General features: G+C 39.3%; 19 protein-coding genes. 18 read left to right on the top strand and 1 reads right to left on the bottom strand.

Features of this window, described 5'->3' with window-relative positions; all coding sequences use genetic code 11:
• The first annotated feature begins 3 nt into the window (after window positions 1-3).
• Window positions 4-567, top strand: coding sequence for a thiol-disulfide oxidoreductase-associated lipoprotein SdbB (sdbB, locus tag AB8E63_RS04430; protein ID WP_368910139.1), 564 nt, complete (start codon window positions 4-6; stop codon window positions 565-567).
• Window positions 568-622: 55 nt separating this feature from the next.
• Here the strand turns inward: sdbB and AB8E63_RS04435 are convergent, their stop codons facing one another.
• Window positions 623-1,609 (bottom strand): L-lactate dehydrogenase, encoded by a 987-nt coding sequence (locus AB8E63_RS04435; RefSeq protein ID WP_004253416.1) that lies wholly within the window; start codon window positions 1,607-1,609, stop codon window positions 623-625.
• A gap of 195 nt (window positions 1,610-1,804) precedes the next feature.
• Between AB8E63_RS04435 and gyrA the strand changes: the two genes are divergently transcribed.
• The 17 genes from gyrA to AB8E63_RS04520 all read left to right on the top strand — a co-directional run bounded on the left by gyrA (window position 1,805) and on the right by AB8E63_RS04520 (window position 21,583).
• Window positions 1,805-4,273: a DNA gyrase subunit A gene (gyrA, locus tag AB8E63_RS04440; protein WP_368910141.1), complete on the top strand. Its 2,469-nt coding sequence runs from the start codon at window positions 1,805-1,807 to the stop codon at window positions 4,271-4,273.
• The gene (locus AB8E63_RS04445) at window positions 4,273-5,019 is read left to right on the top strand and encodes a class A sortase (RefSeq protein WP_320693427.1); all 747 of its coding nucleotides are present in this window, start codon (window positions 4,273-4,275) and stop codon (window positions 5,017-5,019) included. Before gyrA ends, AB8E63_RS04445 begins: the two co-directional genes overlap by 1 nt.
• Window positions 5,020-5,174: 155 nt before the next feature.
• Window positions 5,175-6,251: an aspartate-semialdehyde dehydrogenase gene (locus tag AB8E63_RS04450; RefSeq protein WP_368910143.1), complete on the top strand. Its 1,077-nt coding sequence runs from the start codon at window positions 5,175-5,177 to the stop codon at window positions 6,249-6,251.
• A 283-nt stretch (window positions 6,252-6,534) separates the two neighbouring features.
• Complete coding sequence (dapA, locus tag AB8E63_RS04455; RefSeq protein WP_036757606.1) at window positions 6,535-7,470, top strand: 4-hydroxy-tetrahydrodipicolinate synthase; 936 nt, start codon at window positions 6,535-6,537, stop codon at window positions 7,468-7,470.
• A gap of 106 nt (window positions 7,471-7,576) precedes the next feature.
• Entirely contained in the window at window positions 7,577-8,434 is an 858-nt protein-coding gene (gene dprA, locus AB8E63_RS04460; protein ID WP_348982806.1) for a DNA-processing protein DprA, read from the top strand.
• A 119-nt stretch (window positions 8,435-8,553) separates the two neighbouring features.
• Window positions 8,554-10,641 (top strand): type I DNA topoisomerase, encoded by a 2,088-nt coding sequence (topA, locus tag AB8E63_RS04465; RefSeq protein WP_368910145.1) that lies wholly within the window; start codon window positions 8,554-8,556, stop codon window positions 10,639-10,641.
• Between the two features lie 108 nt (window positions 10,642-10,749).
• Window positions 10,750-11,109: a YbaN family protein gene (locus AB8E63_RS04470; RefSeq protein WP_223332949.1), complete on the top strand. Its 360-nt coding sequence runs from the start codon at window positions 10,750-10,752 to the stop codon at window positions 11,107-11,109.
• A gap of 92 nt (window positions 11,110-11,201) precedes the next feature.
• Window positions 11,202-11,834, top strand: coding sequence for a copper homeostasis protein CutC (locus AB8E63_RS04475; protein WP_223332950.1), 633 nt, complete (start codon window positions 11,202-11,204; stop codon window positions 11,832-11,834).
• A gap of 43 nt (window positions 11,835-11,877) precedes the next feature.
• Window positions 11,878-12,534: an MmcQ/YjbR family DNA-binding protein gene (locus AB8E63_RS04480; protein WP_223332951.1), complete on the top strand. Its 657-nt coding sequence runs from the start codon at window positions 11,878-11,880 to the stop codon at window positions 12,532-12,534.
• Between the two features lie 310 nt (window positions 12,535-12,844).
• Window positions 12,845-14,407: a 2-isopropylmalate synthase gene (locus AB8E63_RS04485; RefSeq protein WP_368910147.1), complete on the top strand. Its 1,563-nt coding sequence runs from the start codon at window positions 12,845-12,847 to the stop codon at window positions 14,405-14,407.
• Between the two features lie 11 nt (window positions 14,408-14,418).
• Complete coding sequence (leuB, locus tag AB8E63_RS04490; protein ID WP_368910149.1) at window positions 14,419-15,456, top strand: 3-isopropylmalate dehydrogenase; 1,038 nt, start codon at window positions 14,419-14,421, stop codon at window positions 15,454-15,456.
• Complete coding sequence (locus tag AB8E63_RS04495) at window positions 15,453-15,722, top strand: DUF1294 domain-containing protein (RefSeq protein WP_368910150.1); 270 nt, start codon at window positions 15,453-15,455, stop codon at window positions 15,720-15,722. The genes leuB and AB8E63_RS04495 overlap by 4 nt, the downstream gene beginning before the upstream one ends.
• A gap of 3 nt (window positions 15,723-15,725) precedes the next feature.
• Window positions 15,726-17,108, top strand: a complete 1,383-nt coding sequence (gene leuC, locus AB8E63_RS04500; protein WP_368910152.1) for a 3-isopropylmalate dehydratase large subunit — start codon at window positions 15,726-15,728, stop codon at window positions 17,106-17,108.
• Between the two features lie 9 nt (window positions 17,109-17,117).
• Window positions 17,118-17,711, top strand: a complete 594-nt coding sequence (gene leuD / locus AB8E63_RS04505; protein WP_368910154.1) for a 3-isopropylmalate dehydratase small subunit — start codon at window positions 17,118-17,120, stop codon at window positions 17,709-17,711.
• 24 nt (window positions 17,712-17,735) lie between these two features.
• Window positions 17,736-18,515: an L-threonylcarbamoyladenylate synthase gene (locus tag AB8E63_RS04510; protein ID WP_368910156.1), complete on the top strand. Its 780-nt coding sequence runs from the start codon at window positions 17,736-17,738 to the stop codon at window positions 18,513-18,515.
• Window positions 18,516-18,687: 172 nt separating this feature from the next.
• Entirely contained in the window at window positions 18,688-20,301 is a 1,614-nt protein-coding gene (locus tag AB8E63_RS04515; RefSeq protein WP_368910158.1) for an AAA family ATPase, read from the top strand.
• Complete coding sequence (locus AB8E63_RS04520; protein WP_368910241.1) at window positions 20,288-21,583, top strand: McrC family protein; 1,296 nt, start codon at window positions 20,288-20,290, stop codon at window positions 21,581-21,583. Before AB8E63_RS04515 ends, AB8E63_RS04520 begins: the two co-directional genes overlap by 14 nt.
• The last annotated feature ends 47 nt before the right edge of the window (window positions 21,584-21,630 follow it).

Raw genomic sequence — 21,630 nt, forward strand, 5'->3', positions numbered from 1 at the left:
TCTATGAAAAAAACAATCTATTTTGGACTTAGTTTCTTATCTATCTTTCTTTTGATTGCTTGTGGCAAGGAAGAGGGAAAATCAAGTCAAGAAAATCAAACGACTCAAGCACAGCAACAAGCAACGGTTAAGCAAATAGCTGTAGGAGCAGAAGCACCGGATTTTACGCTCCAATCGATGGATGGAAAAGAAGTCAAACTATCTGATTTTAAAGGTAAAAAAGTTTATCTAAAATTCTGGGCTTCTTGGTGCGGACCATGTAAAAAAAGCATGCCAGAATTAATGGAACTCGCTGCTAAGAAAGATCGTGATTTCGAAATTTTATCGGTGATTGCGCCAGGGCTTCAAGGTGAAAAAACTGTTGAGCAATTTCCAAAATGGTTTGAGGAGCAGGGCTATAAGGATATACCTGTCTTATATGACACTAAGGGAACAACCTTCCAAGCTTATCAAATTCGAAGCATTCCAACAGAATTTTTGATTGATTCACAAGGGAAAATTGGGAAAATTCAGCTTGGAGCGATTAGCAATGCAGATGCTGAAAAAGCCTTTGCTGAGATGGAATAAATAAGATAAGAAAAGCTGTCTAAACGTTTGTCTAGACAGCTTTTTTAATATTAAATTAGTTTTTAGAAGCTGCTTGGAATTCTGGATTTTTCCATGCTTCGTCAATAATTTCTTGCAATTCACGAGCAGAAAGTTGCATTTTTTGAGTTTCAGCGTCGTTCAATGGGATGTTAACTGGGCGAACGATACCGTGCGCACCAACGATAGCTGGTTGACCGATAAAGACGTTTTCAACTCCGTATTGTCCTTCTTGGAAGACTGAAAGTGGAAGAACCGCATTTTCATCATCAAGGATAGCTTTTGTGATACGAGCAAGAGCAACTGCGATACCGTAGTATGTAGCACCTTTTTTGTTGATGATTGAGTAAGCTGCATCACGAACTGAGATGAAGAGTTCAACAAGGTCAGCTTCATTCAAGTCACGGTTAGCTTGCAACCATTGTTCCAATTTAACACCGGCAACGTTGGCGTGTGACCAAACAGCAAACTCAGAGTCACCGTGTTCACCCATAATGTAGGCGTGAACTGAACGTGCATCAACACCGATAGTTTCAGCAAGTGCTTGACGGAAACGAGCTGAGTCAAGTGAAGTACCTGAACCGATAACGCGTTCTTTAGGGAAACCTGAGAATTTCCATGTTGAGTAAGTTAAGATGTCAACTGGGTTAGCAGCAACAAGGAAGATACCGTCAAATCCAGATGCAACAACTTGTTCAACAATTGATTTGTTGATAGCAAGGTTTTTACCAACAAGATCAAGACGAGTTTCACCTGGTTTTTGTGGAGCACCAGCAGTGATAACTACAAGGTCTGCATCCGCACAGTCTTCGTACTTAGCTGCATAGATTTTTTTAGGTGAAGTAAAAGCTAGCGCGTGGCTAAGGTCTTCAGCATCACCAACTGCTTTTTCAAACAATTGAGGAATTTCAATGATACCAAGTTCTTGTGCAATTCCTTGTGTTACGAGGGCAAAAGCGTAAGATGAACCTACGGCACCGTCACCGACTAGGATAACTTTTTTGTGTTGTTTAGTTGCTGTCATTTGTCTAAACATCTCCTTTATTTTATTAAGGGGGAACCCCCATTTGATTTCATTCTATCACTTTTGAAAGGCTTTGTCACGGATATACCTTCGGGATAAATATGTAAACGTTTTACACGTGTTGTTAAACTGTAAAATAGTCCAAACTATGGTATAATATATCTAGTTACTAATAGTGAAATGAGGCATTTGTTAATGCAAGATAAAAATTTAGTGAATGTCAATCTGACCAAGGAGATGAAGACTAGCTTTATCGACTACGCCATGAGTGTAATCGTATCGCGTGCTCTTCCTGACGTTCGTGATGGATTGAAACCTGTTCATCGTCGTATTTTGTACGGAATGAACGAATTAGGAGTTACGCCTGATAAACCTCATAAGAAATCTGCCCGTATTACAGGGGATGTAATGGGTAAATACCACCCACACGGAGACTTATCTATCTATGAAGCTATGGTTCGTATGGCTCAATGGTGGAGCTACCGCTACATGCTTGTAGATGGGCACGGTAACTTTGGTTCTATGGACGGTGATGGTGCTGCCGCGCAACGTTATACCGAAGCGCGTATGAGCAAGATTGCTCTTGAAATGCTTCGCGATATCAATAAAAATACTGTTGATTTTGTTGATAACTATGATGCCAATGAACGAGAACCTGTTGTTTTACCAGCTCGTTTTCCAAATCTTTTGGTCAATGGTGCCACAGGTATTGCCGTTGGTATGGCGACCAATATTCCACCTCATAATTTGGGCGAAACCATTGATGCTGTTAAACTCGTCATGGATAATCCTGAAGTTACAACCAAAGATTTGATGGAAGTTTTGCCTGGTCCAGACTTCCCAACTGGTGCCCTAGTTATGGGTAAATCAGGTATTCATAAGGCGTATGAGACTGGTAAGGGATCTATTGTTCTTCGTTCTCGTACGGTAATTGAGGAAACTAAAACGGGTCGTGAACGTATTGTTGTTACTGAATTCCCATATATGGTCAACAAAACCAAAGTACATGAACATATTGTGCGCTTAGTTCAGGAAAAACGTATCGATGGAATTACTGCTGTTCGTGATGAATCTAACCGTGAAGGTGTTCGCTTTGTTATTGAAGTTAGACGCGACGCATCAGCTAATGTTATTTTGAACAACTTATTCAAGATGACTCAGATGCAGACCAGCTTCGGCTTTAACATGCTTGCTATTCAAAATGGTGTTCCAAAGATTTTATCGCTTCGCCAAATCTTAGATGCTTATATTGAGCATCAAAAAGAAGTTGTGACTCGTCGTACTCAATTTGACAAAGAAAAAGCTGAGGCACGCGCACATATCTTGGAAGGTTTGCTAATTGCTCTGGATCATATTGATGAAGTCATTCGTATCATCCGTGCCAGCGAAACTGACCAAGAAGCTCAAGCAGAATTGATGAGCAAGTTCAAGCTATCTGAACGTCAAAGCCAAGCAATTCTAGACATGCGTCTTCGTCGTTTGACAGGTTTGGAACGTGATAAGATTCAATCCGAATATGATGACCTCATTGCTTTGATTGCCGACTTAGCAGATATTCTTGCTAAACCAGAACGCGTGGCCCAAATCATCAAGGAAGAATTGGATGAAGTCAAACGCAAGTTTGGCGATAAACGTCGTACTGAGTTAATGATTGGTGAAGTCTTGACCCTTGAAGATGAAGACTTGATTGAAGAGTCTGATGTTCTTATCACTCTATCAAATAAAGGTTACATTAAGCGTTTGGACCAAGACGAGTTTACTGCCCAAAAACGTGGTGGACGTGGCGTACAGGGTACAGGAGTCAAGGATGATGACTTTGTCCGTGAGTTGGTTTCTACCAGCACCCATGATCACTTGCTCTTCTTTACCAACAAAGGTCGTGTCTATCGTTTGAAAGGTTATGAAATACCAGAATATGGTCGTACAGCCAAGGGATTGCCTGTAGTTAACCTCTTAAAACTGGATGAGGGAGAAAGCATCCAAACTATCATTAATGTCGAATCAGAACGTAGTGATGATGCATACATCTTCTTTACAACTCGAGCAGGTATCGTTAAGAGAACCAGCGTCAAAGAATTTGCTAACATTCGTCAAAATGGTCTCAAAGCCTTGAATTTGAAAGAAGAGGATGAATTGATCAATGTTCTTCTGACTCAAGAAGATACTGATATCATTATCGGTACTAAGTTAGGCTATGCAGTTCGTTTCAATCAATCATCCGTTCGTAGCATGAGCCGTAGCGCCACAGGTGTTAAAGGAGTAAATCTTCGTGAAGGAGATGCTGTAGTTGGAGCTAGAGTGATTACCGATAAAGATGAAGTTCTTATCATTACTGAAAAAGGATACGGTAAGCGTACAGTTGCCACTGAATATCCAACTAAAGGTCGTGCTGGTAAAGGTATGAAAACTGCTAATATTACTGATAAAAACGGTCAACTTGCAGGCCTTCTCACAGTAAAAGGTGACGAAGATTTGATGGTTATCACAGATACCGGTGTCATGATTCGTACAAATGTTGCCAATATTTCTCAAACTGGACGTTCAACCATGGGAGTTAAGGTTATGCGTTTAGATGAGAACGCTAAGATTGTAACCTTTACAACAGTTGCGGCAGCTGAGAAAGAAGAAGTTGGGGCAGAAAACGAAACAGAAAGTGAAGAATAATGTCTCAAAAAAGAACTAAGAGTAAAAAAAATAAACGTAAGAATCTGCTGATTAATATTTTAGCTGGCTTTCTAATCCTTTTGTCTCTAGCCTTGATTTTTAACTCAAAGATTCGTAATATCTTTATGGTTTGGAATACTAACAAGTATCAAGTTAGTCAAGTCTCAAAAGAGAAGCTAGAAGAAAACAATGGTGCAGAAGGGAATTTTGATTTTAATTCCGTGAAAGCTATTTCTTCGGAGGCTGTTTTATCATCCCAATGGGATGCACAACAGTTGCCCGTTATAGGTGGAATTGCAGTTCCTGAAGTAGAAATCAACTTGCCAATCTTTAAAGGTTTGGACAATGTAAACTTGTTCTACGGAGCAGGAACCATGAAACCAAATCAAAAAATGGGTGAAGGAAATTATTCTCTAGCTAGTCACCATATCTTTACAGCTGAGAATGCTAGCCAAATGCTATTTTCTCCTTTGGTTAATGCCAAAGAAGGAATGAAGATTTATCTGACTGATAAGGATAAAGTTTATACCTACGATATTCGGGAAGTGAAACACGTAACCCCAGATCGAGTTGATGAAATTGATGATCGTGAAGGTATCAATGAAATTACCTTGGTGACTTGTGTAGACTATGATGCAACCGAACGGATTATCGTAAAGGGAGATTTAAAAGAAATCAAATCTTATTCAGACACTCCGTCAGATGTCTTGGCAGCATTTAATAAACCGTATAAACAAAGATATTAATTTGTAAATTTTTTGAAAAAGGTTCGCTAATGATAGCGACCTTTTTTCTTGTCAATTTCAGAAAATAGATAAGGTAAAGACTTTTCAATTTTTCTAAAAAGTAGTATAATGTTTCTATTATAGAAATTTTTAGAAAATTCCAAAAGAGGTTTGTTATGGGATATACAGTTGCTGTTGTCGGTGCTACAGGAGCCGTTGGTGCTCAAATGATCAAAATGTTGGAAGAATCAATTCTTCCAATCGATAAGATTCGCTACCTTGCGTCTGCACGTTCTGCAGGAAAGGTCTTGCAATTCAAGGGCCAAGATGTGACTATTGAAGAAACAACAGAAGAAGCTTTTGAAGGAGTTGATATTGCTCTCTTCTCTGCTGGTGGTTCAACTTCTGCAAAATACGCACCTTATGCTGTTAAAGCAGGGGCAGTAGTGGTAGATAACACTTCTTATTTCCGTCAAAATCCAGATGTGCCATTGGTTGTTCCTGAAGTAAACGCCCATGCCCTTGATGCTCATAATGGGATCATTGCATGTCCTAACTGTTCAACTATTCAAATGATGGTAGCTCTTGAACCAGTTCGTCAAAAATGGGGCTTAGACCGTATCATCGTTTCAACTTATCAAGCTGTTTCAGGTGCTGGTATGGGAGCCATTCTTGAGACACAACGTGAATTGCGTGAAGTATTGAATGATGGTGTAAATCCACGTGATTTGCATGCGGAAATCTTACCTTCAGGTGGAGATAAGAAGCACTATCCAATCGCCTTTAATGCTCTTCCTCAAATTGACGTCTTCACCGATAATGACTACACTTATGAAGAAATGAAGATGACAAACGAAACTAAGAAGATCATGGAAGACGATAGCATTGCTGTTTCAGCAACTTGCGTGCGTATTCCTGTCTTGTCAGCTCACTCTGAGTCAGTTTATATTGAAACAAAAGAAGTGGCTCCAATCGATGAAGTCAAAGCTGCGATTGCTGCCTTCCCGGGTGCAGTTCTTGAAGACGATGTGGCTCACCAAATCTATCCACAAGCTATCAATGCGGTTGGTTCTCGCGACACATTTGTTGGTCGTATCCGTAAAGACTTGGATGCTGAAAAAGGGATCCATATGTGGGTGGTATCTGATAACCTTCTCAAGGGTGCTGCTTGGAACTCAGTGCAAATTGCAGAGACTTTACATGAACGTGGTTTGGTTCGTCCAACTACAGAATTAAAATTTGAATTGAAATAGGGAGCAAAACAGAAATCAGTAACTCGAAGAGTTTGATTTCTTCCTCGCTTTTATAATTTAAGGCTCAGGCTATAAAAGTCCACCGGACTTTTATACTCCCCCCGCACAGTTGATTAGTAAGTACGAATGTTGCAAACATGAGTAGTTCCAATCAACCACTGCGTTATGAAACAGAAATCAGTAACTTGAAGAGTTTGATTTCTTCCTCTTATTTTACGAACAGAACAGGAGGCAAAGGCAAGTAAGCCCCAGCCTCTTTCTTATATAGAGAAAGGTTTCTTCTATGGCTTATCAAGATTTAAAAGAATGTAAAATTATCACTGCTTTTATTACCCCTTTTCATGAAGATGGCTCCATAAATTTCGACGCGATTCCGAAATTGATTGAACATCTATTGGCACATCACACAGACGGAATTCTCTTGGCGGGGACGACTGCTGAGAGTCCGACTCTTACTCACGATGAGGAGTTACAGTTGTTTGCGGCAGTTCAGAAGGTTGTTAATGGACGTGTTCCTTTAATTGCTGGTGTTGGTACTAATGATACACGCGACTCTATTGAGTTCGTCAAAGAAGTAGCAGAATTTGGAGGCTTTGCGGCTGGTCTCGCAATTGTTCCTTACTACAATAAACCTTCTCAAGAAGGAATGTATCAACACTTTAAAGCTATTGCAGATGCCTCTGATTTACCCATCATTATCTATAATATTCCAGGTCGTGTAGTAGTTGAGTTGACACCAGAAACCATGCTTCGCTTAGCGGAACATCCAAATATCATTGGTGTCAAGGAATGTACCAGCCTTGCAAATATGGCTTATTTGATTGAGCATAAACCAGAAGAATTCCTGATCTACACTGGTGAAGATGGAGATGCTTTCCATGCTATGAACCTTGGTGCTGACGGGGTTATCTCTGTTGCTTCTCATACCAATGGTGATGAAATGTATGAAATGTTCACTGCGATTGAAGAGAGTGATATGAAGAAAGCGGCAGCTATTCAACGTAAGTTTATTCCCAAGGTTAATGCTCTCTTCTCATACCCAAGTCCTGCACCTGTTAAGGCTGTCCTCAACTATATGGGATTTGAAGCTGGTCCAACTCGCCTCCCATTGGTTCCTGCGCCTGAAGAGGATGCTAAACGCATTATCAAGGTTGTTATTGATGGAGACTATGAAGCGACCAAGGCGACTGTCACCGGAGTCCTTCGACCTGATTATTAAAATAACAAATATTAAAAAAATTTCTTAACAAGTAAAATTGTTGGAAGTTTTTTTCTTTTTCTACGAATATATAAATAGAGAGAGAAAAAAGGAGTCGATCATGAAAATTAAGATTGATAATTTCGAGATTTATAAGTTAAAGCAAGCAGGTTTAAGTAATCAGCAGGTTCTGAAAGTACTTCAATACGGAGAAATTTATGATCAGGAATTGAGTTTAGAGAAAATCGCTGAAGCATCGGAGTGTCGTAATCCAGTAGTTTTTATGGAGCGGTATCATAAACTGACTTTTGAAAGTATGGAACGCCTGAAGAAAGATTTTGAAAAGTTCCCATCATTTTCAATTTTGGATGATGTTTATCCCATTTCACTCAGTGAAATTTATGATGCACCTGTATTGCTTTTTTATAAAGGAGATCTAAATCTCTTAAAATTACCCAAGGTTGCTGTTGTTGGTAGTCGCTCTTGTAGTCAAATAGGAACCAAATCAGTCCGTAAAATCATTGAAGAATTGGAAAATGAATTAGTTGTGGTGAGTGGACTTGCTAGAGGAATTGATACAGCAGCCCATATGTCTGTTCTACAAACTGGGGGCAAAACGATTGCAGTGATTGGGACTGGTTTAGATGTCTATTATCCCCGCTCCAATAAACGCCTTCAAGAATATATTGGAGACAATCATTTAGCACTAAGTGAGTACGGTCCAGGAGAAGAACCCTTGAAATTTCACTTTCCTGCAAGAAATCGTATTATTGCGGGATTGTGTCGAGGAGTCATCGTTGCAGAAGCTAAAATGAGATCTGGAAGCTTAATCACTTGTGAGCGTGCCATGGAGGAAGGAAGAGATGTTTTTGCAATTCCAGGTTCCATTTTAGATGGTCGTTCAGATGGTTGTCACCATTTGATCCAAGAAGGAGCGAAGTTAGCAACCTGTGGGCAAGATATTCTTGCTGAGTTTGAGTTTTAACGAATAAAATGATTTCATTTAGCAAACTTTTCTTCTATTATATGGGTGTTATGTCTTGACAGGTTTTTAAAAATGGTTTACACTTTATAAAGTTTATTACTTTGAAAAGGTGTGATACTGTGGTAACGGCAACCAAAAAGAAAAAATCAACAAGTAAAAAAAATCTTGTAATCGTGGAATCGCCTGCTAAGGCGAAGACGATTGAAAAATATCTAGGACGCAATTATAAGGTTTTGGCCAGCGTGGGACATATCCGTGATTTGAAAAAGTCAAGTATGTCAGTCGACGTGGAAAATAATTACGAACCGCAATATATCAATATTCGTGGGAAAGGTCCTCTCATCAATGATTTGAAAAAAGAAGCTAAGAAGGCGAATAAAGTCTTTCTTGCGAGTGACCCGGACCGTGAAGGAGAAGCTATTTCTTGGCATTTGGCGCATATTCTTGAATTGGATGAGAATGATACTAATCGCGTTGTTTTCAACGAAATTACCAAGGATGCGGTTAAGAATGCATTTAAAGAACCTCGTAAAATCAATATGGATTTGGTCGATGCCCAACAAGCCCGTCGTGTTTTGGACCGTTTAGTGGGGTATTCAATTTCACCAATTCTTTGGAAAAAGGTTAAAAAAGGCTTGTCAGCAGGGCGTGTACAGTCTGTTGCTCTTAAGCTAATCATTGATCGGGAAAATGAAATCAATGCCTTCCAACCAGAAGAATATTGGACGATTGATGATACCTTCAAAAAGGGAACCAAGCAATTCCAAGCTTCTTTCAACGGAATGAATGGTAAGAAGATGAAGTTGACTACCAATGATGAAGTCAAAAAAGTTTTATCTCATTTGAACAGCAAGGATTTTACAGTTGATCAAGTAGATAAAAAGGAAAGAAAGCGCAATGCTCCTCTTCCATATACAACGTCTTCTATGCAGATGGATGCTGCTAACAAGATTAACTTCCGTACTCGAAAGACGATGATGGTTGCTCAGCAACTCTATGAAGGAATCAATATTGGTACAGGTGTCCAAGGTTTGATCACCTATATGCGTACGGATTCTACTCGTATCAGTCCAGTTGCTCAGAATGAAGCCGCTAGCTACATCAATGAACGTTTTGGTAGTAAGTATTCTAAACATGGTAGCAAGGTGAAAAATGCCTCTGGCGCTCAAGACGCCCACGAAGCTATTCGTCCTTCAAGTGTCTTTAATACACCTGAGAAAATTGCTAAGTATTTGGATAAAGACCAGCTAAAACTTTATACCCTTATCTGGAACCGCTTTGTAGCGAGTCAAATGACTGGTGCAATTTTTGATACCATGGCTGTTAAACTTTCGCAAAATGGTGTTCAATTCGCAGCGAATGGTAGTCAGGTTAAATTTGATGGTTATTTAGCCATTTACAATGATTCTGATAAAAATAAGATGCTGCCTGATATGGAAGTAGGAGATGTGGTCAAACAGGTTAATAGCAAACCTGAACAACATTTCACACAACCACCGGCACGATATTCTGAGGCTACTTTGATTAAGACCTTGGAAGAAAACGGAGTTGGACGCCCATCTACCTATGCTCCAACTATTGAAACAATCCAAAAACGTTACTATGTAAGACTAGCATCTAAACGCTTTGAACCAACTGAACTAGGTCAAGTCGTTAACAAGCTGATTGTTGAATACTTCCCAGACATTGTTAACGTGAAATTTACCGCTGAAATGGAAGGTAAACTGGACGATGTCGAGGTCGGAAAAGAAGAGTGGCAACGGGTTATTGATGAATTTTACAAACCATTCTCTAAAGAGGTCGCAAAAGCTGAAGCAGAGATGGAAAAAATTCAAATCAAGGATGAGCCAGCTGGATTTGACTGTGAAGTTTGTGGTAGTCCTATGGTAATTAAGATTGGACGCTTCGGTAAGTTTTACGCATGTAGTAATTTTCCAGATTGTCGACATACGCAAGCCATTGTTAAAGAAGTCGGTGTTACATGTCCAAATTGTCATCAAGGGCAAATCATCGAACGCAAAACCAAACGTAATCGTATTTTCTATGGATGCAATCGTTATCCAGAATGTGAGTTTACCTCTTGGGATAAACCTGTTGGACGTGATTGTCCTAAATGTGGTCACTTCCTCATGGAGAAAAAAATCCGTGGTGGCGGGAAACAGATCGTATGTAGCAATGGTGACTACGAAGAAGAAAAGATTAAATAAAAATAATTAGGGCTGAAATGATAATTTCAGCTCTTTTTAATTTAAACTTGACAGATTTTATCTTTTTATGCTTAACTAGAAGAAGATTATTCTTACTTAGGAGTAGATATGCGCATCATTTATCTCAGTATCGGATTCATTTCACTAGCTTTGGCAATCGTTGGAGTTGCCTTGCCACTATTGCCAACAACTCCCTTTCTCTTGTTGTCAATAGCTTGTTTTTCAAAATCTTCTAAACGTTTTGAAGATTGGCTCTATCATACCAAGCTCTACCAAACCTATGTTGCGGACTTTAGAGAAACTAAGTCTATTGCGCGTGAACGGAAGAAGAAGATTATCGTATCGATTTATATTTTGATGGGTATCTCGATTTATTTTGCTCCGCTCTTACCTGTAAAAATTGCTTTAGGCTGCTTAACAGTATTTATAACCTATTATCTCTTTAAGGTGATACCAGATAAAGAATAGCTAAAAAAGTCATGATTTTCCTTGATAAAAAGTAGGGGTTACTTAAAACAATATGATATAATAATATCAAAGAAACCTTCAAGGAGTATCAAATGATTTACGAATTTTGTGCTGAAAATGTAACCTTGCTTGAAAAGGCTATGCAAGCTGGAGCTCGCCGTATTGAGCTCTGTGATAATTTAGCAGTTGGTGGAACAACTCCAAGCTACGGAGTGACAAAGGCAGCTGTGGAACTGGCGGCCGACTATGATACGACCATCATGACTATGATTCGTCCACGTGGTGGTGACTTTGTTTACAATGACCTCGAGATTTCTATTATGCTTGAGGATATTCGTCTAACTGCTCAAGCAGGAAGCCAAGGGGTTGTCTTTGGTGCCTTAACAGCAGATAAGAAATTGGATAAGGCTAACCTCGAAAAGTTGATTTCTGCATCTAAAGGTATGGAGATTGTCTTCCACATGGCTTTCGATGATTTGAGCGATGAAGAGCAGTTGGAAGCCATTGATTGGCTCAGCCAGGCTGGTGTAACACGCATCCTCACTCGAGCTGGTGTATCTGGCGACTCGTTAGAGAAACGTTTTGCTCACTACCGCAGAATTTTAGAACACGCTGCAGGAAAAATCGAAATTTTACCGGGTGGTGGGATTGACATGGACAACCGTCAAACCTTTATCGATCAACTGGGCGTGACACAATTACATGGAACAAAGGTTGTCTTTTAAAAAATAGAAAGGAACTGCTAGCTTTTGGTAGCAGTTTTCGCTTATGTTTGAAATTTTTAAAGCCTATCAGTTTAATAGTAAAAAGGCTAAAGAGTATGGTTTTGTAGAAAATCAAGGTGTATGGACCTATAGTTCGACTATCTTGCAGGGAGATTTTCTCATGATGGTTACAGTTGAGGATGGGGACTTAAGTTTTCGAGTTTATGACCAAGAAACTAGGGACCTCTATCCTCAAGTTCATATGGAAAGTATGAGAGGTACTTTTGCCGGAAGCGTTCGAGAGGCTTGTTTAGAAGTTCTTTATGGCATTCGAAAGGCTTGTTTTGAGGTACAGGAATTTCTCTGTCCACAGACCAAGAGAATCATGACGCTTGTTCAAGAAAAGTATGGCAATCAGCTGGAATATCTATGGGAGAAATCACCTGATACGGCGGTTTTGCGTCATGAAGATAATCAGAAGTGGTATGCTATTTTAATGAGAATTCCTTGGGATAGGCTAGATAAGGGTAGAGAAGGGCTAGTGGAAGCAGTCAACCTCAAACACGACCAAGTAGCTGACTTGCTTTCACAAAATGGGATTTATCCAGCCTTTCATATGAATAAACGCTATTGGATTAGTCTTCCACTTGATGAAACTCTAACTGACGAAAAGGTCCTTGAATTATTTGAGAGAAGTTGGTTTTTGACTTCTAAGAAATAAATATATTTGAGTTTTCAAATACTTTCAATTCGCAAAATATTCTTTATTGAAGAAATTTTCAGAAAATATTGGATTTTTTCTTGACAAGTGATTTTTCCTATGCTAGAATACTAAACAAGACATCAAACAAAGGAGAAAGCCAAACATGAAAACAGCTAAGTTTAATCAATTTGCTTTGTTGTTGAGGTACTCGGACTAGTGCAAAAGCATTAGTCCTGTTTGGCTTACCAAGCGGGAGTAAATCAACATCTCGCTTGGAACCCCGAGCGAGATGTTTTTTCTATATCGAAAATGTGAAGGGAGAATTCTCATGCGTGTAGTTGAGTTTTTAGATACCAGTCTTCGAGATGGTGAGCAGACACCAGGTGTCAATTTTTCAATAAAGGAAAAGGTTGCTATAGCAAAACAGCTAGAGAAATGGGGAATTTCAGCAATCGAAGCTGGTTTTCCGGCTGCCAGTCCAGATTCATTTACAGCTGTTCAAGAAATTGCTAAGGCTATGAAAAAAACAGCCGTGACAGGCTTAGCTCGTTCTGTTAAATCAGATATTGACGCTTGTTATGAAGCACTCAAGGATGCTAAGTATCCACAAATACATGTCTTTATAGCAACAAGTCCTATTCATCGTAAGTATAAGCTCAATAAGAGTAAGGAAGAGATTTTGGAAGCGATCAGTGAACATGTTTCCTATGCACGGAGTAAGTTTGAAGTAGTAGAATTCTCTCCAGAAGATGCGACTAGAACTGAGCTGGACTTTCTCCTACAAGTCGTTCAAACTGCGATTGATGCGGGTGCGACTTATATCAATATTCCTGATACAGTAGGTTTTACAACTCCAGAGGAATACGGAAGTATCTTTAAATATCTGATTGACAATGTCCAAACAGACCGTCAGATTATCTATTCTCCTCACTGTCATGATGACCTCGGAATGGCAGTAGCAAATAGCCTTGCAGCTGTAAAGAATGGTGCAGGACGTGTCGAAGGAACCATTAACGGTATTGGAGAACGAGCTGGGAATGCTGCTTTAGAAGAAATAGCAGTAGCTCTCAATATTCGCCAAGATTATTACCAAGCAGAGACAAGTATTGTCCTAAATGAAACCATCAATACTTCTGAAATGGTTTCTCGTTTTTCAGGAATTCCAGTTCCCAAAAATAAGGCAGTTGTCGGTGGAAATGCCTTTTCTCATGAATCAGGTATTCACCAAGACGGAGTTCTTAAAAACCCACTTACCTATGAAATCATAACACCAGAATTGGTGGGTGTAAAGAGTAATAGTCTTCCGCTTGGAAAATTATCTGGTCGCCATGCCTTTGTAGAAAAACTGAGAGAACTGGCCTTAGACTTCACAGAAGAGGATATTAAGCCACTCTTTGACAAATTCAAATCACTTGCAGATAAGAAACAAGAAGTCACAGACGCGGATATTCGTGCTCTGGTAGCTGGAACCATGGTTGAAAACCCAGAAGGCTTTCACTTTGATGATTTACAACTTCAAACTCATGCGGAAAATGAAATTGAAGCGACTGTCAGATTGGCTAATTTGGATGGTGAGAAAGTCGACTTTAATGCGACTGGACAAGGTTCTGTTGAGGCTATCTTTAACGCTGTTGACAAGTTCTTTAATCAATCTGTTCGCTTGGTATCCTACACTATTGATGCAGTAACAGATGGAATCGATGCCCAGGCTAGAGTCTTAGTTACTGTTGAAAACAAAGATACAGAAACCATCTTTAACGCGGCCGGACTTGATTTTGATGTACTAAAGGCTTCAGCTATTGCATACATTAATGCCAATAGCCTTGTTCAAAAAGAGAATACTGGCGAGATCGGCCCAAATCTTTCCTACCGTGACATGCCTAGTGTTTAAAGGAGAATTCTATGACAAAGAAAATAGTTGCCCTAGCAGGCGACGGAATTGGACCAGAAATTATGGAAGCTGGTTTAGAAGTTCTTGCATCGGTATCCGAAAAAACAGGATTTGACTTTGAGATAGACAGACGACCATTTGGAGGTGCTGGTATTGATGCTACAGGAAATCCCTTACCAGATGAAACTTTAAAGGCTGCTAGAGAAGCGGACGCTATTCTGCTAGCTGCAATTGGTAGTCCTCAGTATGATGATGCTCCAGTTCGACCCGAACAAGGGCTTTTGGCACTCCGCAAGGAATTGAATCTTTATGCCAATATTCGTCCGGTTAAAATTTTTGAGAGTCTCAAGCATTTATCACCTCTGAAGCCAGAACGAATTGCTGGTGTTGACTTTGTTGTAGTACGTGAGTTGACAGGTGGGATTTACTTTGGTGAACATATCCTTGAAGAGAAATCGGCACGTGATATCAATGACTATAGCTATGAGGAAGTGGAGCGGATTATTCGTAAGGCTTTTGAAATCGCAAGGAATCGGAGAAAAGTCGTTACAAGTATCGATAAACAAAATGTGTTAGCAACTTCAAAACTCTGGAGGAAAGTGGCTGAAGAAGTCGCAAAAGTTTTTCCGGATGTAACCTTGGAGCACCAGCTAGTCGACTCGGCTGCCATGCTCATGATTACAAATCCAGCCAAGTTTGATGTTATCGTGACAGAGAATCTTTTCGGAGATATTTTATCTGATGAGTCTAGCGTTCTATCTGGTACACTTGGAGTTATGCCATCGGCTAGTCACTCTGAAAATGGACCGAGCCTTTATGAACCGATTCATGGTTCAGCACCTGATATAGCAGGTCAAGGCATTGCCAATCCAATTTCCATGATTTTATCAGTCGCTATGATGTTGCGTGATAGTTTTGGACGTTATGAGGATGCGGAGCGTATCGAGCGTTCTGTTGATGCAAGTCTAGCTGCAGGTATTTTAACGAGAGATTTAGGAGGACAGGCTTCGACCAAGGAAATGACGGAAGCCATCATTGAAAGATTATGAAGATAAATCAAGGAATTACTTTTGCTATTTTGATTTGGAATCTATTTATATTTATGATTTATGGTGTTGATAAATCTAAAGCCAAAAGAGGTGCTTGGCGAATCCCAGAAAAATATTTATTATCATTTGCATTCTTTTGTGGTGGTTTTGGTGCCTGGTTAGCAGGAATCACCTTTCACCACAAGACTAGAAAATGGTATTTTAAAACGGTTTGGTTCCTAGGAATAGTGACTACACTAGTAGCTTTGTATTTGATATGGAGGTAATGAATGGCAGGAAAATCAATTTTTGATAAATTATGGGACCTCCATGTAATCACAGGAGAAGAGGGTCAACCGCAACTCATGTATGTGGATCAACACTACATTCATGAAGTGACCAGTCCTCAAGCTTTTCAAGGATTACGAGATGCAGGGAGAAGATTGAGACGACCAGACTTGACATTTGGAACTTTTGATCATAATGTTCCGACCGTCAATATCTACGATATTCGGGATGTGATTTCCAAGGCTCAAATTGATAAGTTAGCTGAAAATGTTGAGGAATTCGGGATTGAACATGCGGCCCACGGTTCTGAAAAACAAGGTATCGTTCACATGGTTGGTCCAGAAACAGGACGAACACAACCAGGAAAATTTATCGTCTGTGGAGATAGTCATACGGCAACCCATGGAGCTTTTGGAGCGATTGCCTTTGGGATTGGAACCAGTGAAGTCGAGCACGTATTTGCTACGCAAACCATTTGGCAGGTTAAACCCAAGAAGATGTTGGTGGAATTCACTGGAGTTCCTCAAAAGGGAGTCTATTCCAAGGATTTCATTTTAGCCTTGATTGCCAAGTATGGTGTTGCTTGTGGTGTTGGCTACGTGGTGGAGTATCGAGGTCAGGTCATTGATGCACTTAGTATGGAAGAGCGAATGACCATCTGCAATATGTCTATCGAGTTTGGATCCAAGATGGGAATCATGAATCCAGACCAAACCACCTATGACTATCTAAAGGGACGTGAGTGTGTTCCTAAGGATTTTGACGCAGCAATTGCTGATTGGAAAAGGCTTGTTAGCGACGACGATGCCGTTTATGACAAGGTTATCCGAATGGATGTCTCTGAATTGGCTCCTATGGTGACTTGGGGTACTAATCCCGCTATGGGTGTTGACTTTGATTCTAGCTTCCCAGAAATTAAGGATATGAATGATGAACGTGCTTATGATTACATGGATTTGCAACCAGGTCAAAAACCAGAAGATATCCAACTAGGTTATGTCTTTATTGGTTCTTGTACCAACTCTAGACTTAGCGATTTGCAACTGGCTGCGCGATTTGTCAAAGGGAAGAAGATTGCTCCCAATCTAACAGCAATCGTAGTACCAGGTTCTCGTCCTGTTAAACGAGCTGCTGAGAAGTTGGGCTTGGATAAGGTTTTCTTAGATGCCGGCTTCGAGTGGAGAGATCCAGGTTGCTCTATGTGTCTAGGGATGAATCCTGACAAGGTACCAGATGGTGTTCACTGTGCCTCGACCAGCAATCGTAACTTTGAAGATAGACAGGGATTTGGAGCGAAGACCCATCTTTGCAGTCCAGCAATGGCAGCTGCGGCAGCTATCGCAGGACGTTTCGTAGACGTTCGGCAAATGCCAGAGGCCCAGTAAGGAGAGGATATGGAAAAATTTACAGTTTATACAGGAACAACGGTTCCTCTTATGAATGATAATATCGATACCGACCAAATCCTTCCAAAACAGTTTCTGAAGTTAATTGACAAGAAAGGCTTTGGCAAATATCTCATGTATGCTTGGCGTTATCTAGATGATAAGTACACTGAGGATCCCGACTTTGTCTTTAACCGACCTGAATATCGCAAAGCCAGTATTCTAATCACAGGAGATAACTTTGGGGCTGGCTCTTCTAGAGAGCACGCAGCTTGGGCATTAGCAGACTATGGCTTTAAGGTCGTGATTGCAGGATCTTTTGGAGATATTCATTACAATAATGAGCTCAATAATGGTATGTTGCCTATTGTTCAGCCTAGGGAGGTTAGAGAAAAGCTAGCCCAACTCAAACCGACTGACCAGGTAACTGTGGATTTGGAACAACAAACAATCATCACACCAGTTGGAGAATTCACTTTCGAAATTGATAGTGAATGGAAACACAAGCTCTTAAATGGTTTAGATGATATCGGTATTACCTTGCAGTATGAAGACTTGATTGCTGCTTATGAAAAACAACGCCCAGCCTACTGGCAAGAATAAAAAAATAGAAAAGGAAATAGAACTATGACAAAACACATTCAATGGAAGGGAACACTTTCACAAGAAGGCTATGAAATCTTGAAAGGTGAGGGCGGATGTATCGTTTGCCCTACAAAAGTTGGTTACATTATCATGACTAGTGACAAGGCAGGACTTGAACGTAAGTTTGAAGCCAAAGAACGTAATCGTAATAAACCAGGAGTAGTTCTCTGTGGTAGCATGGACGAGCTTCGCGCTTTAGCACAACTCAACCCAGAAACTGAAGCCTTCTATCAAAAACACTGGGATGAAGACATTCTTCTTGGTTGTATCCTTCCATGGAAACCAGAAGCCTTTGAAAAATTGAAAGCATACGGTGATGGCCGTGAAGAACTCATGACTGACGTTCGTGGTACTAGCTGTTTTGTCATCAAGTTTGGTAAAGCTGGTGAACAATTGGCTGCCAAACTTTGGGAAGAAGGCAAAATGGTATATGCTTCATCAGCTAACCCATCAGGAAAAGGAAATCGTGGTAAGGTTGAAGGAATCGGTCAACGTATCGAAGGGGCAGTGGACCTTGTCATTGAAGCTGACGACTATGTTGCATCTATCCAGCCAGACAAAACGATTGAAACTCGTTACGAGCAAGGTGTGATGGTCTCTATGGTTGATAAGGATGGAAAACTCATCCCAGAACAAGGTGGAGCACGTTCAACTTCACCAGCGCCAGTTGTGATCCGTAAAGGACTGGATATTGATAAAATCATGATGCACTTATCAGATACCTTTAACTCATGGGACTACCGTCAGGGTGAGTATTATTAAGATTCAAAATAGTCTAGTGTTAAGAGCAGTTGAAGCTCCTAACGCTGGGCTTTTTCTTTAGAAATTCTTTTCATTTTCCATAGGATATGATATTCTATATATGAAACAAATGAAAGTAGGATTTAGTAATCTTGGATATTAACTTTCCTATTTATAAAAACGGAGTAACAAAATGGAAGAGAAAGTAAATTATTGGATGATAATTGCAGGAGGAGGTGGAAAGGTCTGGTCTTTATTTAAAGATGAAAATATAGCTTGTATAGATTATGATGCTAATTTATCTAATATTTTAGATTATAATAATCCTGAAGAATTGAAGCAAGGAAAACGGAGAAATTTATTTATTTGGAAGTTTGCACATGACATAAAAATAAATGATTATATAATAGCTACCTCAGGGTTTAAGGAAATTTTAGGAATTGGTCAATGTGTGAAAACATATTACTTTGATGAAACAAAATCAAAGTTTAAACATTGTATTGGTGTTAATTGGTTGAAAGTAGATGGTGGATGGGAATACCAAGGTACAAAAGGTGCAAGACAAACCGTCCTTTGGGATAGTAATAAAGAACGTATCAATTTATATAAATCCATTCTAAATGGTACATACAGAAAAAATATAGAGAAAGTTGTTATGAATAAAAATATTAATGATTATTTAGATAAATTAGTAAAATCCAAAAACCTCATCCTCCGTGGTGCACCAGGAACGGGAAAAACTTATCTTGCTAAAGAAATTGCCTTAGAATTAACAGGTGGAAACGAAGACCAAATCGGCTTTGTGCAATTCCACCCATCTTATGACTATACGGATTTTGTTGAGGGGTTAAGACCGGATTCAAATGAGGATGGAACTATTGATTTTAAACTACAAGATGGTATCTTTAAGAAGTTTTGTCAATTAGCTAAAGAAGCTCAGAAAATCGGAGGGCAAGATAATTTTGAGGAAACGTGGGCTAAGCTTACGAATGCTATCAATGAAAAGCAAGGACAATATTTCTTCCCTCGTAGTTCTGTTCCAGCCAGTCTAAATAGTCAAGGGAATGTGAAGTTTGATTCTCCTGTTGCCACCAAAGAAAAAGTGTATCTTTTGTATAAGGGTGAAGATACTAATTTAAAGTACGAAACTTATCAAAAAATTGTTTTGGATCACATGAAAGAAAGTTATGGATTACGTGATTATGTGTCTCCAATGATTGACACTGACAAGAAATTCGTCTTCATCATTGATGAAATTAACCGAGGTGAGATTTCTAAGATTTTTGGAGAGCTCTTTTTCTCTATTGACCCTGGCTATCGTGGTGAAAAGGGAAGTGTTTCTACTCAATATGCAAATTTACACGAAACTGATGACAAGTTTTATATCCCTGAAAATGTCTATATTATCGGAACTATGAATGATATTGATCGTTCGGTGGACACCTTTGATTTTGCAATGCGTCGTCGTTTCCGTTTTGTTGAAGTTACTGCTGAAAGCCAACTAGGAATGCTGGATGATGTTCTTGGCGATAAAGCTGAAGAAGCGAAAGCGCGTCTAAGAAACTTGAATGCTGAAATTGAGAAAGTTCAGGAGCTAAACAGTCATTATCATATCGGACCAAGTTATTTCCTTAAACTAGAAGAAGTAAACTTTGACTATGAGTTACTCTGGTCCGATTATCTTAAACCTCTTTTGGAAGATTACTTGCGTGGTTCTTATGAAGAAGATACGACGCTGAATACTTTGAAAAAAGCATATGATCTGAAAAATCAGCAAGATATTGGTGATGACGATGCAGTTAACTGATAATCAACAGAGCATAAGCAAAGAAGAGTTTATCGCAAAGTATCCTAAAATTAGTCAGGTTCTTTTAGATAGAACTCTAGATAATCTTTCTCAAGAAGATAGTATCTTTATATTTCCAAACGACCTGAAAAACTCTCCTGATTTGGATAAGGACCAAAAGATTTTGGAAACCGTAAATCAGAAAATCAAGACAGGGAATGTGATTGGATTTCTGGGTTGTGGTCAGGAGAGAATAACGATTTCTTCTCGCTTTTCGAGTAAAAGTGATGACTATTTTTTGCATTATCTATTGCAGAAAGTTCTAAATATCAATCTCACTAGTTTAGATGTAGAGTTATCGTATGAGGATCGACTCTATCAGCTTTTAATCTACCTCTTTCCAAAGTATTTGGAAGCTGCTATGCGAAAGGGACTTTATAAGGAATACCAGAGATTTTCTCATAATGATAGCCATATCAAGGGAGTGATTGATGTAAGAAACCATCTCAAGAAAAATCTTCCTTTCACAGGTAATATTGCTTATACAACCAGAGAGTTTACTTTTGATAATCCTATAATGCAGCTGATCCGTCATACTATTGAGTACATTAAAAATCAGAAATCTCTAGGAAGAGGCATCATTGATAGCAATCGTGAAAATATTACAGAAATTATTCGTGTAACCCCATCTTATAAACTAGCTGATCGTGCTAAGATAATTCTACGAAATCAAACCAAACCACTTCGTCATGCCTACTTTCGAGAATACAGAAAGTTGCAAGAGCTTTGTCTAATGATATTAAACAGAGAAAAGCACGGTTTAGGATATCAAGAGCAAAAAATTCATGGCATTCTCTTTGACGTTGCTTGGCTTTGGGAAGAATATGTTCATACCTTGTTGCCAAAAGATTTCATACATCCACGCAATAAAGAAAAGAAGGGTGGTATCTCTGTATTTTCTGGTGGGAAACGAAAGGTATATCCAGATTATTATCATAAAGAGTTAAAAATAGTTTTAGATGCTAAATATAAAAAACTAGAATTAACTGAAAAAGGAATCAATCGTGATGATCTATTTCAATTGATTTCTTATGCTTATATCTTACAAGCGGAAAAAGCTGGCTTGATTTTCCCGAGCATAGATCAGACAGTAAGTAGTGAAATAGGAAAGGTTGTAGGTTATGGAGCCCAGTTGAAAAAATGGTCTATCCAAATCCCGCAGAAGGCTTCATCCTACAGCGAATTCCATGACATGCTAGGAATATCAGAAATAATTTTTCAAAATAATATAAAACAAAAATAGAGAGTTCATAAACTCTCTATTTTTTATGAAACCATAAGTAAAATCCG

Origin of the sequence: Streptococcus sp. oral taxon 061 (genome assembly GCF_964211575.1) — a bacterium.
Taxonomy (GTDB): domain Bacteria; phylum Bacillota; class Bacilli; order Lactobacillales; family Streptococcaceae; genus Streptococcus.

Coding starts and splice junctions, on each gene's coding strand:
- sdbB (WP_368910139.1), top strand. CDS start 4: ATGAAAAAAACAATCTATTTTGGACTTAGTTTCTTATCTATCTTTCTT.
- AB8E63_RS04435 (WP_004253416.1), bottom strand. CDS start 1,609: ATGACAGCAACTAAACAACACAAAAAAGTTATCCTAGTCGGTGACGGT.
- gyrA (WP_368910141.1), top strand. CDS start 1,805: ATGCAAGATAAAAATTTAGTGAATGTCAATCTGACCAAGGAGATGAAG.
- AB8E63_RS04445 (WP_320693427.1), top strand. CDS start 4,273: ATGTCTCAAAAAAGAACTAAGAGTAAAAAAAATAAACGTAAGAATCTG.
- AB8E63_RS04450 (WP_368910143.1), top strand. CDS start 5,175: ATGGGATATACAGTTGCTGTTGTCGGTGCTACAGGAGCCGTTGGTGCT.
- dapA (WP_036757606.1), top strand. CDS start 6,535: ATGGCTTATCAAGATTTAAAAGAATGTAAAATTATCACTGCTTTTATT.
- AB8E63_RS04470 (WP_223332949.1), top strand. CDS start 10,750: ATGCGCATCATTTATCTCAGTATCGGATTCATTTCACTAGCTTTGGCA.
- AB8E63_RS04475 (WP_223332950.1), top strand. CDS start 11,202: ATGATTTACGAATTTTGTGCTGAAAATGTAACCTTGCTTGAAAAGGCT.
- AB8E63_RS04480 (WP_223332951.1), top strand. CDS start 11,878: ATGTTTGAAATTTTTAAAGCCTATCAGTTTAATAGTAAAAAGGCTAAA.
- AB8E63_RS04485 (WP_368910147.1), top strand. CDS start 12,845: ATGCGTGTAGTTGAGTTTTTAGATACCAGTCTTCGAGATGGTGAGCAG.
- leuB (WP_368910149.1), top strand. CDS start 14,419: ATGACAAAGAAAATAGTTGCCCTAGCAGGCGACGGAATTGGACCAGAA.
- AB8E63_RS04495 (WP_368910150.1), top strand. CDS start 15,453: ATGAAGATAAATCAAGGAATTACTTTTGCTATTTTGATTTGGAATCTA.
- leuC (WP_368910152.1), top strand. CDS start 15,726: ATGGCAGGAAAATCAATTTTTGATAAATTATGGGACCTCCATGTAATC.
- leuD (WP_368910154.1), top strand. CDS start 17,118: ATGGAAAAATTTACAGTTTATACAGGAACAACGGTTCCTCTTATGAAT.
- AB8E63_RS04510 (WP_368910156.1), top strand. CDS start 17,736: ATGACAAAACACATTCAATGGAAGGGAACACTTTCACAAGAAGGCTAT.
- AB8E63_RS04515 (WP_368910158.1), top strand. CDS start 18,688: ATGGAAGAGAAAGTAAATTATTGGATGATAATTGCAGGAGGAGGTGGA.
- AB8E63_RS04520 (WP_368910241.1), top strand. CDS start 20,288: ATGCAGTTAACTGATAATCAACAGAGCATAAGCAAAGAAGAGTTTATC.